19 protein-coding genes and 1 tRNA gene are annotated in these 16,894 nt (G+C 60.9%); 17 read left to right on the forward strand and 3 right to left on the reverse strand.

All coding sequences use genetic code 11. From position 1 onward, the window contains the following. Positions 1-38: 38 nt before the first annotated feature. Positions 39-770 carry a hypothetical protein gene (locus VMT30_08280; protein HVQ44923.1) on the forward strand — a complete coding sequence of 244 codons (732 nt, stop codon included), beginning with the start codon at positions 39-41 and terminating at the stop codon, positions 768-770. 199 nt (positions 771-969) lie between these two features. Here VMT30_08280 and VMT30_08285 read toward each other — a convergent pair. Beyond that, a tRNA-Glu gene (locus VMT30_08285) sits at positions 970-1,046 on the reverse strand. Between the two features lie 307 nt (positions 1,047-1,353). Between VMT30_08285 and VMT30_08290 the strand changes: the two genes are divergently transcribed. The 8 genes from VMT30_08290 to pth all read left to right on the forward strand — a co-directional run bounded on the left by VMT30_08290 (position 1,354) and on the right by pth (position 8,555). Further along, positions 1,354-3,144 (forward strand): ATP-binding protein, encoded by a 1,791-nt coding sequence (locus VMT30_08290; protein HVQ44924.1) that lies wholly within the window; start codon positions 1,354-1,356, stop codon positions 3,142-3,144. A gap of 57 nt (positions 3,145-3,201) precedes the next feature. After that, a complete protein-coding gene (locus VMT30_08295; GenBank protein HVQ44925.1) occupies positions 3,202-3,576 on the forward strand; it encodes a response regulator in 375 nt (124 codons plus the stop codon). Positions 3,577-3,585: 9 nt separating this feature from the next. Continuing rightward, positions 3,586-4,287, forward strand: coding sequence for a segregation/condensation protein A (locus tag VMT30_08300; GenBank protein HVQ44926.1), 702 nt, complete (start codon positions 3,586-3,588; stop codon positions 4,285-4,287). Next, positions 4,280-4,795: an SMC-Scp complex subunit ScpB gene (scpB, locus tag VMT30_08305; GenBank protein ID HVQ44927.1), complete on the forward strand. Its 516-nt coding sequence runs from the start codon at positions 4,280-4,282 to the stop codon at positions 4,793-4,795. The genes VMT30_08300 and scpB overlap by 8 nt, the downstream gene beginning before the upstream one ends. After that, positions 4,792-5,478: a pseudouridine synthase gene (locus VMT30_08310; protein HVQ44928.1), complete on the forward strand. Its 687-nt coding sequence runs from the start codon at positions 4,792-4,794 to the stop codon at positions 5,476-5,478. The genes scpB and VMT30_08310 overlap by 4 nt, the downstream gene beginning before the upstream one ends. Continuing rightward, positions 5,475-6,395 carry a serine hydrolase gene (locus VMT30_08315; protein ID HVQ44929.1) on the forward strand — a complete coding sequence of 307 codons (921 nt, stop codon included), beginning with the start codon at positions 5,475-5,477 and terminating at the stop codon, positions 6,393-6,395. Before VMT30_08310 ends, VMT30_08315 begins: the two co-directional genes overlap by 4 nt. Positions 6,396-6,546: 151 nt before the next feature. Further along, positions 6,547-7,929 carry a ribosome biogenesis GTPase Der gene (gene der, locus VMT30_08320; GenBank protein HVQ44930.1) on the forward strand — a complete coding sequence of 461 codons (1,383 nt, stop codon included), beginning with the start codon at positions 6,547-6,549 and terminating at the stop codon, positions 7,927-7,929. Continuing rightward, on the forward strand, positions 7,926-8,555 hold the full coding sequence (gene pth / locus VMT30_08325) for an aminoacyl-tRNA hydrolase (protein ID HVQ44931.1): 630 nt from the start codon (positions 7,926-7,928) through the stop codon (positions 8,553-8,555). The genes der and pth overlap by 4 nt, the downstream gene beginning before the upstream one ends. Before the next feature lie 183 nt (positions 8,556-8,738). On the opposite strand, the gene VMT30_08330 is transcribed toward pth, so the two are convergent. Beyond that, entirely contained in the window at positions 8,739-9,014 is a 276-nt protein-coding gene (locus VMT30_08330) for a hypothetical protein (GenBank protein HVQ44932.1), read from the reverse strand. Positions 9,015-9,252: 238 nt separating this feature from the next. Next, a complete protein-coding gene (locus VMT30_08335; GenBank protein ID HVQ44933.1) occupies positions 9,253-10,320 on the reverse strand; it encodes a methyltransferase domain-containing protein in 1,068 nt (355 codons plus the stop codon). Positions 10,321-10,440: 120 nt separating this feature from the next. Here VMT30_08335 and VMT30_08340 point away from each other — a divergent pair, with 120 nt between their 5' ends. The 8 genes from VMT30_08340 (at position 10,441) to VMT30_08375 (ending at position 16,872) form a co-directional block, all read left to right on the forward strand. Then, the gene (locus VMT30_08340) at positions 10,441-11,007 is read left to right on the forward strand and encodes a hypothetical protein (GenBank protein HVQ44934.1); all 567 of its coding nucleotides are present in this window, start codon (positions 10,441-10,443) and stop codon (positions 11,005-11,007) included. A gap of 198 nt (positions 11,008-11,205) precedes the next feature. Next, positions 11,206-11,766: a hypothetical protein gene (locus VMT30_08345; protein HVQ44935.1), complete on the forward strand. Its 561-nt coding sequence runs from the start codon at positions 11,206-11,208 to the stop codon at positions 11,764-11,766. 186 nt (positions 11,767-11,952) lie between these two features. Beyond that, positions 11,953-12,453 (forward strand): hypothetical protein, encoded by a 501-nt coding sequence (locus VMT30_08350; protein HVQ44936.1) that lies wholly within the window; start codon positions 11,953-11,955, stop codon positions 12,451-12,453. A 363-nt stretch (positions 12,454-12,816) separates the two neighbouring features. After that, positions 12,817-13,665, forward strand: a complete 849-nt coding sequence (gene dprA / locus VMT30_08355) for a DNA-processing protein DprA (GenBank protein ID HVQ44937.1) — start codon at positions 12,817-12,819, stop codon at positions 13,663-13,665. A gap of 75 nt (positions 13,666-13,740) precedes the next feature. Beyond that, positions 13,741-14,301: a hypothetical protein gene (locus tag VMT30_08360; GenBank protein HVQ44938.1), complete on the forward strand. Its 561-nt coding sequence runs from the start codon at positions 13,741-13,743 to the stop codon at positions 14,299-14,301. A 167-nt stretch (positions 14,302-14,468) separates the two neighbouring features. Continuing rightward, positions 14,469-15,065 (forward strand): hypothetical protein, encoded by a 597-nt coding sequence (locus VMT30_08365; protein ID HVQ44939.1) that lies wholly within the window; start codon positions 14,469-14,471, stop codon positions 15,063-15,065. A gap of 108 nt (positions 15,066-15,173) precedes the next feature. Further along, complete coding sequence (locus VMT30_08370) at positions 15,174-15,815, forward strand: hypothetical protein (GenBank protein ID HVQ44940.1); 642 nt, start codon at positions 15,174-15,176, stop codon at positions 15,813-15,815. 100 nt (positions 15,816-15,915) lie between these two features. After that, a complete protein-coding gene (locus tag VMT30_08375) occupies positions 15,916-16,872 on the forward strand; it encodes a tRNA-dihydrouridine synthase (protein HVQ44941.1) in 957 nt (318 codons plus the stop codon). Positions 16,873-16,894: the final 22 nt, after the last annotated feature.

Consider the following 16,894-nt stretch of genomic DNA (forward strand, 5'->3'; position numbering starts at 1 on the left):
AACATTGGTTCAATACAGTAGATAGATAGGAGCAAACCATGCCCACCTATGATATAGAAAAGATCAAATACGCCACCGATCCGCCAACATTTCAGCGAGCCGTGGAGCTTTATGAGCAATCCAAAATAGTTGATTTCACCGCCCTCGCCGACGGTTTTCGCGCCACCGTTCTTGGCACGCAGCCCTATCGCGTGGTCGTTTCGGCGAAACACTTCGATCACGGCAGCTGCGAATGCTACCTCGGCCGCAAAGATACATTATGCAAGCATCTTGTGGCAGTTGCTATCATGGCCGCAAAAAATGGACAACCGCTCGAAAAGCCCGAAATAACACCGGTAAGCGCCCCGACTCCCAGCGGCAAAATAGGGGAGTTATCGGAAGAGGATTTAGCCCAAACCAAACAAGCCGTCACCGCTGCAATGCGCCATATCAAAGCCTATTCAGGACCATCTCGAACTTGGTTCGCCTATCAAGGATCGCTACAAGAGGGTTGCTATCGACTGTCGGACATTGTGTCAAAACTGCCCATAAGCCCACAGGCAGCCAAATTACTCGTAGACATTCTGCTCCGGCTCGATCGCAAACTCATGACCGGCGGGGTTGATGATTCCGATGGTACCGTCGGCTCGTTCATAGAAGACACGGTTATCGTGCTGAAGCATTTTGTCTACCTAGACCCCAATTGTAAATCAACATTATACCGCCTGACCTACCGTCCCACCTGCTTTGATTGGGAGGTCCCTCTGGTGGAACTGCTAAACGAGCGATGAGGCTCGGCTGACTCCACTCCTGCCCTCATACTGGCCCATCCGGCACGCGGGATCGAAAGAGAGCAGGAGTACTTCCGCGACGTCTAACCGCAACAGGCACCCCGGGTCGGCCCACCCGCCGACCCGGGAGCACCGCCCTTATTCAAAAAACAACCCACAAGCCATGGGTTGTTTTTATTTTTGAGCCAAAATAATACCTTGGTAGTCCCGAGGGGATTCGAACCCCTGATCTCCTCCGTGAGAGGGAGGCATCCTAGGCCGCTAGACGACGGGACCACATAAAAGACCGTATGAATATAGCAGGAAACAAGCGTTTTGTCCACCTCGACACCGGCCGAGCAGAGTCTCGACACTCGGACGCTCCCAGTACATATTATCAACGGAATCCGAGGAAAACGGAGATGGATCCTGCTTACAAATACATAAAATCCTCGGATTCCGTTGATAATAGGGAACAGACGCAACCCCCGGGACGAGCCCCAGCCCCACCCAGCGCACACCCACCCCCTGCGCTTGCGAGCCCGGCCCCGAGCGGGCATAATTAACCACAAGCATAATTGTGTGTTGATGCGCGTATGAACCCATGACCGACCAGCGAACCCGCAGCCTAACCATCCTCGCCCGACTCCAAGCCGCCCTCGGAGCCGGTATAGCCGTGATTGTGTTTGGGCTCTACGGCCTCGTGCCCAACCTCCTCACCGACACCACCCTTTCGCTTACCGCCGCCATTTTGGGCGCGTTTGCCGCCGTTTATTTCGGCACGTTGCACCAAATTTTCAAATTCAGCAAACTCGCCCTATCCACGCTGGCACTGAGCATCATCACCGGCATGAATCTCGTACTCGTCATTACCTCCACCGGCGGGCTCGACTCACCGTTTTACGCCTTCTGGATTCTAGCCATCGTGGTAGCCGGAATCTTTGGCGTCGTCGAGATCATTTTGGTCGGCAGCCTCACGGTAGGGTACTACGCCTACGAAATTTTCCACGGCGGGCTCCACTCCCAGTACCTCACCGACCACCTCATCGAATTTGGCCTCACGCTCGCCGCCGCCGGCCTCGCGCAATGGGTGCACATCCGCACCCGCAACGCCGCCGTCGCCACCAGCAAAATCGCCAAGCTCTCCGGCCAGCTCAGCACCGAGCAAATCAAAGCCGACGCCATCGTTTCGAGCATTGGTGAGGGCGTAATGGTAGTCGACAGCCTACGCCGCATCCAAGTCTTCAACAAAGCCGCCCAAAACCTGTCCGGCTGGGACGAATCCAGCGCCCAAAACATCGACTACAATCTGGTATTGCAGCTGCGCACCACCGACGATCAACCCCTCAACGACCTCAACGACCCGTTCAACGAAGCTTGGCGCAAACAAGCCGAAATCGTCCACGACAATCTCACCACCACCACGCGCAGCGGGCACAAAATTCAACTCAGCCTCTCGATTTCACCGCTCTTCGACGACCATGGCGCGCCCAGCGGCGCCATCGCCCTCTTCCGCGACATCAGCAAAGAAAAAGAAGTCGAACGCCAAAAAGACGAGTTTGTGAGCACCGCCAGCCACGAAATGCGCACCCCCGTAGCCGCTATCGAAGGCTACATTTCGCTCGCCATGAACGCTAATGTAGCCACCGTCGATGACCGTGCCAAAAAATACCTCGGCAAAGCCCACGACACCATCCAGCATCTCGGCGAGCTCTTCCGCGACCTGCTCAGCGTCACCAAGGCCGAGGAAGGCCAGCTCGGCGGCCACATCGACGCCATCAACCTTGGCGAGCTCGTCCAAAGCACCGTCGACGACATGCAATTTACCATCCAAAAGAAAAACCTCACCCTGGTATACCAAATCGGCGGCCAATCCGGCAAAGCCATTGCCCCGCTCTACTACGTAGCCGCCAACCCCGAGCGCCTGCGCGAAGTACTCATGAACCTCATCGACAACGCCGGCAAATTCACTACCGAGGGCGGCATCAAGGTCACCCTCGAAGGCAACGAAAAAGAGGCCACGGTGGGAATCAGCGACACCGGCGTCGGCATCGCCCCCGAAGACATCGGCCACCTGTTCCAAAAATTTTACCGCATCGACAACTCTGCCACCCGCACCATCGGCGGCACCGGCCTCGGTCTCTATCTCTGCCGCCGCGTCATTGAGCTCTTCAACGGCCGCATCTGGGTAGAATCCAAGGTAGGGGAGGGGAGCACGTTCCGCTTCACCCTGCCACGGCTCACCGACGCTGAAATCACCAAAATTAAGCTGGCGGCCACCGCCACCACGCCCGGAGTCACCACCCCGGGCGTTGATTCCATTGCCGCACCCGCCGCCATACCAGCCCCAGCCGCGCATCCCGCCAGCTCAACCAGCAATCGGCGAATACGTTGATCCCGATTGGACCAACCCCCTTGCCAAGCATAAGACGAATAGTCTAGACTAGATACAATGGCAAAAATCCTGTTAGTCGAAGATGATGTCAACCTTCGTGAGATATATTCGGCCCGGTTTGCGGCCGAGTCATATGAGGTGATCACAGCCTCCGACGGCGAAGAAGCTCTCGCTACCTCGGTGCGCGAACGGCCCGACCTCATCGTGCTCGACGTCATGATGCCCAAAATATCCGGCTTTGACGTTCTCGACATCATTCGCTCCACCCCCGAAACCAAAGACACCAAAGTCATCATGATGACCGCCCTCAGCCAAGAAACCGACCGCCAGCGCGGCGAAGCCCTGGGCGCCAACAAATACCTGATCAAATCTCAGGTGACCCTCGAAGATGTAGTTAATTCGGTAAGAGAAATTCTCGGCGCCGCCAAGTAAGGAGCGTCCATGAGCCATACGGTTGCAGTTGGCGAATTTGAGGGACCGCTCGGCGTGCTACTCGATCTGGTCGAGCGCAACCAACTCGAAGTCTCGCGCATCTCAGTCGGACGCATCACTACCAATTATCTCGAACACGTCCACCAATTAGCCAATGTCGGTCCCGAAGAACTCAGTGAATTCCTCCAACTCGGCGCCCGCCTGCTCTACATCAAGAGCCTGGCCCTCCTTCCGCAAACAGATTCCGACGAACAAACCCGCGAGCTCCAACAACTAAGCTTGGAGCTCGATGAATACCGCCGCTTCCAAGCCGCCGCCAAACTCCTGGCCTCACGCGGCTCACAGCGCACCTGGCAGCGGCCGGCCAGCCCCCGCCGGTCCGGCGCCGATCAGCCGCTGCCAGCACTCAGCCTCGATCAACTCGCCGAAGCCTTTAGCCGGGCGCTCAAATTCGCCCCGGCCGTACCCCGCCACACCGCACTCCAACCCCACTTGAGCCTCGAAACCGTCACGGCCAAGCTCCACCGAAAACTGCCCGCCGGCTTCGATCTTCATACTATCATCGAAGGCTGCCGCGACCGGCTCGAAGTCGTCGTCACGTTTCTCGCCCTCCTGGAGCTCATTCGCAACGGCGCCGCCTACGTCATCCAGGCCGGCCAATTCGATCCCATCCGCGTCGAAGCCGCCTCTGCAAAGGTCGCTCATGAGTAACCTCAACCTTGATGCGCTCATCGAAGCCGTGCTTTTTAGCACCCATGAGCCCCTCACGATGGCCCAGCTCGCCACCATAACTGGCGCCGACACCGACGCCATCCCCGGCGCGCTGGAAAGCCTCAAAGGCCGGCTTACGGGCGGCATCCGGCTGGCTCATTCCGGCGACACCTTCCGCCTCGTCACCGCCCCCGAAGCCGCACCAGTCATCCAGGCGTTTCTCGATGACACGCAGCGCCAAGACCTCACCCGGCCGGCACTCGAAACCCTGGCAATCGTCGCCTACCGCGGACCCATCACCAAATCCCACATCGAGCACATCCGCGGCGTGGCCTCCGAAAGCATGCTGCGCAACCTCGTAGCGCGCGGCCTCGTAGCCGAAGCCGGCCGCAGCCCCGAGCCAGGCCGGCCGCAGCTCTACGCCGTCAGCCACACCTTCCTGCAGCATTTTGGTCTCACCAGCACCACCGACCTCCCGCCACTTCCCGCCGAAGAGCCGGCCGCGTGAGAGTTAACCAGTTTGTGGCCGCCGGCTCTGGTCTCTCGCGCCGCGCCGCCGATACCGCCATCGCCGCCGGACGCGTACTCGTAAACGGGGAGGCCGCCGGCTTGGGACAGCCCATAGCCCTCGCCGACACCGTTACGCTCGACGGCACCCCGCTCACACTCCCCGCCAATCACACCTACATCATGCTCAATAAACCCGCCGGATACGTATCCAGCCGCGTTCGCCAGGGCTCAGGTCCCACCCTCTACGACCTACTCCCCGCCACCCACCATCACCTGCGCATCGCCGGCCGGCTCGACCGCGACTCCAGCGGACTCATCATACTCACCGATGACGGCGCCTACATCCAGCAACTCACCCATCCCGGCGCCGGCAAATCCAAGCACTATGAACTCAAACTCGCCCGACCCCTCGCCGCCCCCGACGCCGCTGCTCTCGAACGCGGCGTCATGCTCGGCGACGGTCTCAGCCGAGTCAAAATCCTCAACCACCGCGGCCGGCACGTCACCGTCTCGCTCAGTGAAGGCCGCAATCGCCAACTCCGCCGCACCTTCGGGGCCCTCGGCTACACGGTCGAGCGGCTCCACCGCACCAAACTCGGGCCATTTGACCTACACGACCTCCCTCCGGGAAAATGGATCAAGACCGATCATGCCGATCACTTCGAGGAACCACACCCATGAAATCCATCACTCTCGCCCTCATGCTAGCCCTACAGGCCACCGGGCTCTGGAGCCACCTCTCCGCCCCCAGCCGTGCCCACCTTGCCGCCAAGGCCTCCGGTGTCACGGCGCCAGCGACACTGCCCATCACACCGCCCCCGGCGCCGCTCGTGCCCCTGCCGGTTCGCGGTCCCGCCGGCGCCGAGCCCCATCTGGGCGTCGCCTCGGCCTTTGCCATTGACCGCGACACCGCCACCGTCCTGTACGCCCAGAATAGCGGCGCCCACCGGCCCATCGCTAGCGTCACCAAGCTCATTACCGCTCTCGTGATTCTCTCGCGCCATGATCCCACCGAGACCATCACTCTCCCCAAACTACCCGATTATCCCCCCGAAGCCGAAACTATTGGCCTTGTTTCCGGCGACACCTTCACGCTCCAGCAAATCCTCGAAGCCGCCCTGGTGCCCTCGGCCAACGACGCCGCCGACGCCATGGCCATCTGGGACGCCGGCTCCGTAGCCAAATTCACCACCCGCATGAACGCCAAAATGGCCGAATGGGGGATCAGCGACACCCATTTCGCCAGCGCCAGTGGCCTCCAAGACTCCGGCAACTACGCCTCCGCCGCGGCGCTCGCCAAAATGGCCGGCTTAGCTCTGCACAACCCCACCATCGTCAGCATCATCAACAACCCCAACATGACCATCGCGAGCCGCCAAGGCCGCACCTACACCGCCGCTTCCACCAACGAACTCTTGGATTCTGGTGGGTTTTATGGTATAAAGACGGGGTACACGCTAGCCGCCGGCGAATGCTTCGTCGGCCTTACTCGTATTAAGGGTCATGAAATCATCACGGTGGTACTCGGCTCGGATGATCGCTTCGGCTCTACTGTCATACTAACCAATTGGATTGCACGAACTTGGCAATGGCTCTAACTCCGAACATTTTACGTGGCTTACGCCTTCCCGATAGGCTCGGTGTTTTTAGCTCATATATGGTATCAGACCAATCTCATATATGGTATAAATTCGCCTATGCATACAAAGGGGTAGTATTCTCCACCGATGCCACCCTGAGAGGCAGCCTATGAGCACCCCCCTCGTCGCCATCGTCGGCCGGCCCAACGTCGGCAAATCCAGCCTGTTCAACCGGCTCATCGGCACCCGACGCGCCATCACCCACGACACGCCCGGCACCACCCGCGACGCCAATTACGGTCAGATAGCGTGGCGTGGCAAACATTTCACACTCGTCGACACCGCGGGCCTATCCAAAGGCGCCGGCGATATTGAGCTCCAAGCCCAAGACCAGATCCGCCAAATGGCCAAGGCCGCCAGCGTCATCGTCGTGGTCGTCGACGCCGCCACCATGATCACCGCCGACGACCAAACCGCCGCGCGCCTAGCGCTCAAATCCGGCAAACCAGTCATCCTGGCCCTCGGCAAGGTCGACACGGCCGCCGGCGCCGAGCTCGAAGCCTGGCGCCGTCTGGGCATCCCCACCGTCATCGGCGTGTCGGCCATCCATGGCCGCGGCACCGGCGACCTGCTCGACGCCATCACCGAGCTCATCACCGACGCCCCCGAGCCCGACGCCGCCGCGCCCCTCAAGCTCGCGCTCGTCGGCCGGCCCAACGTCGGCAAATCCAGCCTGCTCAACGCCCTCATCGGCAAGCAAAAAGCCGTCGTATCCGCCACCCCCGGCACCACCCGCGACGTCGCCTCCGAAATCATCAAATACAAAGGCCGCGAAATCGAGCTGCTCGACACCGCCGGCATCCGCCGCCGCGGCCGGATCGAAAAGGGGATTGAGAAATTCAGCGCCCTGCGCACCCTCAACGCCATCCACGAAGCCGATGTTTGCGTGCTCGTGATGGACGGCATCGAAGGCCAAGTCGCCGGCGACCTCAATCTCGCCGGGCAAATCCTCGACGCCGGCAAAGGCCTCATCATCGCCATGAACAAATGGGACGCCGTACCCGACAAAGACGACAAAACCCAAGACCGCCTCACCGTGCTCCTGCGCAACGAATTCCAATTCGCCTGGTGGGCACCGCTCGTTTACACCTCGGCCACCCATGGCCTACACGTGAACCAGCTCATGGAGCTGGCCGTCCAGATCGACGAACGCCGCCGCACCGAGGTCCCCACCGGCCCCTTCAACCGCCTCATTGAAAAGCTCGTCACCAAGCAGCCGCCGTCCGGCCTCAAAGGCCGCCTGCCCAAAATCAACTATGGCACCCAAACCGGTGCCCAACCACCCACCTTCACCTTCTTCACTACCTACCCCGATCTCATTCATTTCGGTTATCGCCGCTATCTCGAAAACAACATCCGCACCGAGTGGGACTTCGGCGGCACCCCCATCCGCCTCGAATTCCGCCACAAGCACGGCGACGACATCCGTCGCGGCGGCGGTAGCGGGAAGAGCAAGGGCTTTAAAGTCGAAAAACTCAGGAAAACTCCGTGAAACTCATCATCGGTCTCGGCAACATTGGCAAACGTTACGCCCACACCCGCCACAACCTCGGCTTCATGGTCACAGACGAGCTCGCCAAAAAGCTCCAATCTACCCAGATCCACGAATTCAACTCTTCACTAATCGGCAAAATCAGCCCGCCCTCCGTCACCCCCCAGTGGCGCCAAGAGCCCAAACTCCAAGCCGAAGTAGCCGAATTTACCCTTGCCGAAGACAAAATCATCCTGGCCAAGCCTCAGACCATGATGAACCTCTCCGGCGAAGCCGTGCAGCGCCTGATGCAAAAATACCGCGCCCGCCCCGCCGATGTCTGGGTGATCTTCGACGACCTCGACGTCCCCTTTGGCCGCCTGCGCATCCGCACCGCCGGCACCTCCGGCAGCGGCCACCAGGGCGTAAACTCCATCATGAGCCACATCGGCGCCGACTTCGTGCGCGTCAAAGTCGGCATCAGTCTCAACGACCGCACCACCGAACCCAGCGAGGTGTATGTGCTCAAACCCTTCACACCCGATGAGCAAGCCAAATTACCCATACTTATCACCACCGCCGCTAGCGTTGTCGCCGATCAATTAGACCACCCCACAGCCCCCGACACCACCTTCGACCTCGTGTAAAAAGGAAGCTGTACCGCGCCACTCCAACCTCGCTAGACAACCCCGCCATCAATCGCCACAATAAAACAACGTCCCAAAGCCAAAAAGCGCACCTACACATCCCCACCCTCACACCCACTTGGAGCCCTCATGCGAGCCCAAACCACCCGACGCCGCAGGCACCGCATAATAGCACTCGCAGTGCTACTCGGCTTCCTCAGCCTCGTCAGCCCCGGTGTCACCCACCTCCTGCCACCACGAACCGGCCAAGAAGAGGGTGGCAACAGCCAGCAATTCAAGCTCGTGGCCATGTGGCGACTGCCAGGTGGCGCCAAAGACATCCAATGGAGCGCGTCCCCCGATGGCGATCATGGCGGCGGCGCCGACCCCCAGGCCGACCGCAGCCAGGTCAAGAACCAATGGGAGCAGCCAGTCACTGCCCACGAGGGGCAGACGATTTCGTTCACCGTTTTTGCCCATCCTGGAGCCAATAGCCGAGCCCACTTCATCTGGTGTTTGATCTTTCGAATACACCAATCACTCGGGGAAACCATCGAGGAACAAGTAAACGAAAACGACACCCGATGGCAACGAGTAGGACCTATCGTAAGCCTCCATTGCCATTGGATTGTGCTCTAGACGGTCTGCTACAACAGCGCTGAGGCCGGGACGCCTTCGCACCTGGGACGGCACCCAACATCGTGCCGTCCCAGGTGTCCTACCGCCGCGCCAGCACCCTCATTTCCGCCGGCCGCCCCAATACCTCGATCCCCGTCACTCGCCGTCGCACCACAAAACCCGGTTGCGACTTCAGTGCCCAATCCAGCACCCCCACCTCACTCGTGAGCACCACCACCAAACCGCCCGGGCGCACCACCCGTACCGCCTCGGCCAGCATCCCCCCGTACAACGCCGGCAAATCCTCAGGGCGACCAATTTGCTTTCCCCAAGGCAAATTTGTCACCAATTTATCCACCGACGCGTCTTCCAGCGGCAGCTTGCGTGCATCCATGCGTTCAATGCGCACCGGTTTGTGGCGCGGGCCAAAATTAGCCACCGCCGCTTTTACCGCTCCTACGTCAATATCACCACCCAGCAGCAAACCATGCCGCCCCGCCAAAGCCCGCTCAAGCAATATTGTCCCCGTGCCGCACAACGGGTCCAAAAACACGTCATCGTCAGCCGGTTCGCTCAGCCGCACCATGGCTGCCGCAATCGTCGGCCGCAAGGCTGCCGCCCGCTCCACCGCCCGGCCGCCCCGAGCACGATTCACACCGCTCGTCAGACGCAAGCTCACGGTAAGGTTGCGACCAACCTGGTGCAGCCACACCTCAAACGGCGCTTCCCCTGCATTCAGCCGCCAACCCGGACGCGCCCGGCCCACCCCAGCCTCCGCCGCCCGCTGCAAATCCACCCGCCGATACCCGCGCCAAGCCGCATCATCCGCCTGCGCTACCACCCGAAACACCACTCGCGCCGGCGTCGGCCGGCCGGCCAGGTGGCCCTGCGCGCGCAGTGCCGACTCCCACACCTCAGGCCGCCCCAGCGCCGCCGTCACCGCCTTCAAATCCACCGTTTTGCCGCTCAACGGTATCGTTTCCACCACTACAAACACGTCCTCAACCAACCGTAGTCCCAGCAACCCAGCCGGATCACTCGTCTGCACCCACACCAGCTCACTACCCCGCGCGCGGCCCGTCGCCACCGGCGCCAAACCCAAACGAGCCGCCATTTCCTCAACGACCAAAACCCTCAAACCCGGAAACATCGATACCAGAAGTTTCATACGCCTATCGTACATGAATTCACCACCAGACCCGATGCCAATTCGCAAAAAGCCTTTGCTATCGTAAAATTGTTTTGTCTCACGCCCTGCCAACCCGCCTACGCTCGAGGAAGAGGTTACGTGTCAGCCATCCAGGCCGGACGCCGCACACCCTGGCGACTTATCGCCCTCGCGGCAGCCGGTGCAGCCCTCCTTGCGGTTGCCACCCATGGCACTCCCGCCAGCGCACCCCACACCGGATCCGCGGCCAAGCCAAACAGCGTCGCCACTCCCGAGATCACCGGCCACCGCCCGCCGCCGGCGCCCCAGGCCGCCACAACCACCCCACCCCGCCGCCCCGACCAACGCCTGTTTAGCGTGTCCGTCTGGTGGATCAATGCCCACGACGCAGGCGTACAGAGCCAAATAAGCGTCGGCGGCAATGCCTATAACGCCCCCATAACCCCGCACCCAGGCCCACACGGCATCGCCTACTTCACCGTCGCAGCCGCCTTTGAAGAGACGATTGATGTAATCACTAGCCGCACGTCGCGCTACGGCATCGTCGGCACCCTCAACTGCAGCATCACCGATCAGCGCGGCGAGATCATCGACCTGCAGTGGGTCGACGACGGACGACAGGGACTAGCCCGGTGTCAAAAGCTGGTAGGCTGGGGCCCCAACCCCAATCGACGCATCAAGGGCTAGACCGGCACGGCCGAGATATATTCCGCGAAACCCATCGCCTTCGCCGGAAAAACCACCCAGGACGGCCCACCGCCGAGCCGTCCTGGGTGTACCACCTTACAACCAAAATTATTCCAATACGCTACACTAAACATTGTCTCGGCCCAAGCCGCGTTCTTGCACATCCCAAGCCTCTTGTCGTCGTTAAGGAGAAGCGCAATGGGTGGCACCCAAACCCCAACTCGCCGCCGAAACAGCGCCGCAGCAGTATTCGTAGTGGGCGCGTTGCTCATCGGCATCGGAGCCCTCACGGGCAACCTCACCCCTACGAATCGGCCCAGCCCGCACGCCACACCGTCGGCCGTCATCGACGCCGAGCCAAGACCAAGCTTCCAGCCAGGGCCACGTGACCGCAGAAGCCACCTCTACGACCTGGAGGTTTATCGAGTTAACGCTCCGACTGATATCGCCATCACCTACACGATAGGCGCAGTACTGCATCTAGTCTCACCGAGCGATCAGGCCCGTGAAACCACCGGAAACATCTGGAAACGACGCGTCACCGCCCGCAACGACGAGACGATTCTGCTAAGAGCTGTCCCGGTCACCCGCGGCGCCCACGTGCCCACGCACATGCAGTGCAAAATCTGGCTCATCGTGGTGCGCGGAAAAGGCGAGGTACGTGGTTTTGTCGCAGAGGATCCACCACATAAAGCCACGGTAAACGCCAACCAGTCGGTGAGTTGCTCGACTCCCGTCGCAGGCCCGTACCCCGACTAATCACCGAGACGTCCACGCCGGCGAGGCCAAGCCCCGCCGAAACCACCCAGGACGGCCCACCGCCGCGCCGTCCTGGGTGGCCCACCCGCACCAAACCGCCGCAATACGTTACACTAAACAATGTCTCGGCCCAAGCCGCGTTCTTGCACATCCCAAGCCATTTCTCACCACGAGGAGACCCCACCTATGGGCAACACTCAGACCCCAACACGCCGAAAATTTGGCGGACTACTGCTCACAGCCGGCCTGTTGCTTGGCGCCGTGGTAATCACCAGCAACCACCCCATCGGTCAGCCTGAACCATCCGCCACCCCGACCGCCGTCATTGATGCCGCCCCCGGCCCGGACGACAACCAGGTATACACCTACGACCTCGAGGTTTTGCGCGTTCACGCACCGTCTGGAATTTCCATTTCCTACTCCATCGGCGCCATACCGTACGTGGTCCCGGCGAAAGCCCAGAAGCGCGAAACCACCGGAAACCTCTGGAAACGACGGATAACGGTCATCAACAACGAACTCGTCGTCTTAACTGCCGCGCCCAATGCGCGGGGCGCCCATATCCCTACACACTTGCAGTGCCGAATCAAAGCCGTTATGAGCGCCCATGCCACCTTCCCTCTCTCCGAGGATCCGCCAGGTAGAGCTACCACAAACGCCAGCGAAACGGTGAGTTGTTCGATCTAGCAATCGCGACGGCGCCGAGACACCGCCGGGGATGGCGCAACGACGCCCCATCCCCGGCGCCGAACCCGAACATAAATCCAACAAAATAAAGACCCGAGACTCATTCGCGCAGTGGGTGGTCACCGCACGAAAAAGCTCGGGTCTTTATTACACCCTTCAACCTCACCTCGGGGGCGTTTTATGCGAAACGCGTATAGCGTAACGGGTGTGAAGGGACTAATCCGCCTGCAGTGAATAGCTAAAGGAGGGTGCATTTAGATATTCTTACAGGCGAATTAGTGGTATGTTGAGGTGGTTCTTGCCTACGCATTGCAGGCATAACTAAGATGCTAACACACTTTACGGATTCTGTCAACAATAATTATGCAAATCTCTAACATTTCTCACAACTCAAACTCGTTTCCAGATATACTCAGGCAAATTACCGAACCGCCCAGAAGCATAAACGTTTTAGGAACTTTGCCCAAAGACTCCATGGTAGCGGTCGTCGGCACGCGCCGGCCCACCGCTTACGGCGAACGCGTCACCTACCAAATAGCAGGGGAGTTGGCCAAGGCCGGCGCCGTCATCGTGAGCGGCCTAGCGATCGGCGTGGATTCCATCGCTCACCGCGCCGCCCTCGATGCCGGCGGCCGCACCGTGGCCGTACTAGCTCACGGTCTCGACCGCATCTACCCGCCCCGCCACCGCGGCCTGGCCAAAGAGATTCTCGCCTCCGGCGGTGCGCTGGTTTCTGAGTACGACATTGGCACCCCGGCCCACAAACACCACTTCGTGGAGCGCAACCGCCTCATCGCCGGCCTGTGCGCCGCCACCATCGTGACCGAAGCCGCCACCAAAAGCGGCTCGCTCATCACCGCCCACCGCGCCGCCAAATACAACCGGCTCGTGATGGCCGTGCCCGGCAACATCACCTCCGTCTACTCAGCCGGCCCCAACAATCTGATCCGCACCAATATTGCCACCCCCATCACTTCCACGGCCGATGCCATCGTAGCGCTGGGCTTCCACGCCCGCGAGGCTGTGCCCGTGTCGGCCCAAAGCCCCGACGAAGCCAAAATCCTCGAGCTCCTCGAAGGCGGCGCCAGCAATAGCGAAGACCTCATCGCCGGCGGCAATTTCAGCGCCGCCCAATTTGCCAACATCATCAGCCTCATGGAAATCACCGGCAAGGTCCGCAACCTCGGCGCCGGACAATGGGTGGTGCGGTAAGCATTTGGCTGTCCGCTCCCGCATGATTTACACTGGTACCCGTCTCGTTGTTTCCCGTCCAAGAGAGCAGGATGCATGGCCACCAAGACCACCAGCACGCCCAGCCGAGCGAGAGGGCGGGTCCGCGCCGTCCTACTGTCTTTGATCCTCCTCGCTGGCGTCATCACGCTGGGTTCGCAAGTCACCATTAGCAAGAATCCCGCCCTGCCCAGCGAGAGCCCGCAGCCGGCCCAAACGACCTGTGTTCCGCCGCCGGGAGCCAAGACCTGCAAACCCGATCCCAAGCTCTATGTCGTCCTGGTGAAATGGAGCGGCCTCGACGGTAAACCCGAGGGGCCGGACATCAAGGTCGCGCCCGAACCACTCGTAGCCGACTCCGCCCCGGTCATCGACGCAGGACGCTGGGTAGCCATCACGACGGCCAATCCCACTGCCGCCAGCAAATTTGCGGTCACGGTCGGAGTGAGCGCGAAGAAGACTCCGCGAAAGATCGAGCAGGCCCAGACCAGCTGCCGTGTTTTTCCATTCACCGGAACCCAAATCACACTCCGCGCAGCCGAGGCCAGCATCGCCGGAAGTGACCCGATCACCACTGGCACAGGCAGTGATGTAACTCGCTGCCTGGTACCCCGGTAATCCGCAGGTACGAGACGCTCTGCCCGGAGGAACGGCCACGAACCGTTCCTCCGGGGCACCACCAACTATTCGCTAGCCATAAACCAATCCTTGGCACTACAATAATTTCGTCTCGTGTCGCTCAGGAAAGCTCGTTCACATCCACGACCCAAGGGAGCTCCCACTCCATGCCCAACGAGCAGCAAACACGCGGGATCAGCGCCGCAGGAGCTGCTGTCTTCGTCATCGGCCTCATCGCCATAGTAGGCCTAGCCGGTAACAACGATTCCGACAGCCGCCCGTCATCCTGTGGCCAGAAGCCAATAACCCATTCCGGAATTCCCGGAGCCCGCTTCACGAAGTTCGACTGCCTCCCGGGAGCTACCGCGCTCCCGGCTGTCACCCGGGCCCAGCGCGACCAAGAACTATACCTGGTCCTAGCCGGCTGGAAGGGCACCTCCAACGCCACCATCGGAGTCGTCCCTCCGCCCCTCGCCTCCACGGACTCGCTCTTCCAGGTCAGTGGCAATGAGGGCCTATGGTTTGGCCTGACCACCGCCAACACCAACCCTGCCATCAAGAATAGTAAGGGGAAGCCGGTGAAAGTCAGGGTGGTCATCCAAGCCAACCTCAGGGTAGGCAGCCGTTTGACCTGCGCCATCTATCGCATAACGAACTTCGACACACCCGGAAATGTTGCCAGTCAACACCGGCTGGAGCACAAAGAGTTCCACCCCGACCGGCCTCTACGCAACCCGACCTTGGAATGCAGCATTCCCCTCTAGCACCAGCGGCACGAGACACCCGCACCACCCGAGAACGGCGCCCTCCAGCGTCGTTCTCGGGGCACCACCCACCTAGGCGCTCCTTCACCCCAATCGGAAGGATCCATCGTGTCGAGAAGCCGAACAGCAGCGAAAGCACGCCTTCTTGTGATGGCGCTGATCGGAGCCAGTCTGGTCATCGGCACCACCCAAGTTGGCCGGATGCTTCCCGGCAGCAATGCGGACGCCTGCCCCGTCGCCACCCCCAATCCCGCCGACAGCGGCGTGGTGGTAGTCGGAGCCAACGACTGCATCCCCCGGATGCCGCCAGTCCCCAAATCCATCAGAGACCGAGAGCTCTTCGTGGTCGTGGCTGGCTGGAGCAATCTCTTCGGGGTTCCCTACGAGACCGGCGTCAGCATCAATGTATCGCCGCCACCGCTCGGAATGACCGAACGCACCATTCGCCTGCCGCAACCTACAGGACACTGGTACGGCGTCACCATCGGCGCCCAACCCGGCGACATACCAGATTTCAAAGACAACAACTACCGGGTCCTCATGGGAGTGGGGGCTTCAGACGCCACCCACAAACACCACCCCAACTCCGGCCTGGCCTGCGGCATCTATCGCCTCACCACACCCGATGCACCCGAAAACAGCATCGTGCGAGCAAATTTTCTCAGCGGAGAAATCTCCACTCCCGCAGAAGAGGCCCCCCCCGATTATTCATTGCCGGTATCCCAACCGCAAGTAACGCCAGCGGCCTGAGCACGAGACGCCCGCACCACCCGGGAACGGCGCCACACAGCGGTGCCGTTCCCGGGGCACCACCGCTTGAACCCGCGCCCATACCTGCTACAATATCAAAATGAAGTTTTGGCAACAGCTACCGCAGCCGTTCTTTGTGCTAGCCCCCATGGACGACGTCACCGACGTGGTTTTTCGGCAGCTCATAGCCGAAATCGCGCCACCAGACGTCTTCATGACCGAATTCGTCTCGGTGGACGGCCTCCAATCAGCCGGCCGCACCGTCACGCTCGAACGCCTGCGCATCGCCCCCGGCAGCGCCAGCAACCTCGTGGCCCAAATCTGGGGCAACGACCCCGAGCGCTTCTACCGTTCCGCCCAAGACATCGCCGCGCTGGGCTTCGCCGGCATCGACATCAACATGGGCTGCCCCGAGAAGGGGATTGTAGCCCGCGGCTGCGGTGGCGGCCTCATCGGCCACCCCGACGCCGCGGCCGACATCATCGCCGCCACCAAGGCCGGCGCGCCCCATCTGCCCGTCAGCGTCAAGACTCGCCTCGGCCTCGGCCAACCCATCACCGAAGACTGGGCTGGCTTCCTGCTCGGCCAAGACCTTGCCGCCCTCACCATCCACGGCCGGACCGTGCGCGAAATGAGCAAAGTCCCGGCGCACTGGGACGAAATCGCCAAAGTAGTGCGCCTACGCAACCAACTGGCCGTGCCCACCAAGATCATCGGCAACGGCGACATCGAAAGCCGCGCCCACGGCCTGCAATTGGCCTCAGACACCGGCGTCGACGGCCTCATGATCGGCCGTGGCATCTTCCACGACCCCTTCATCTTCGACCCCGCCCAGGCCACCGCTGACCCCCAAAAACGCCTCGCCATCCTCCTCCGCCACGTCGAGCTCTACGAGCAGTGGGGGAGTACCAAGTCGTTCCAAACCCTGAAGAAATTCTTCAAAATCTATGCCAACTCCTGGCCCGGCGCCGCCGAACTGCGCGCCGAACTCATGGAGACTTCCATGCCAGCGCAGACACGAGGCATTATTGCCGCACATTTAGGAAAAATCCAGTAGAATAATTCACGTCTCGTACAGC

The organism is Candidatus Saccharimonadia bacterium (assembly GCA_035544015.1).
Taxonomy (GTDB): domain Bacteria; phylum Patescibacteriota; class Saccharimonadia; order UBA4664; family UBA4664; genus UBA5169.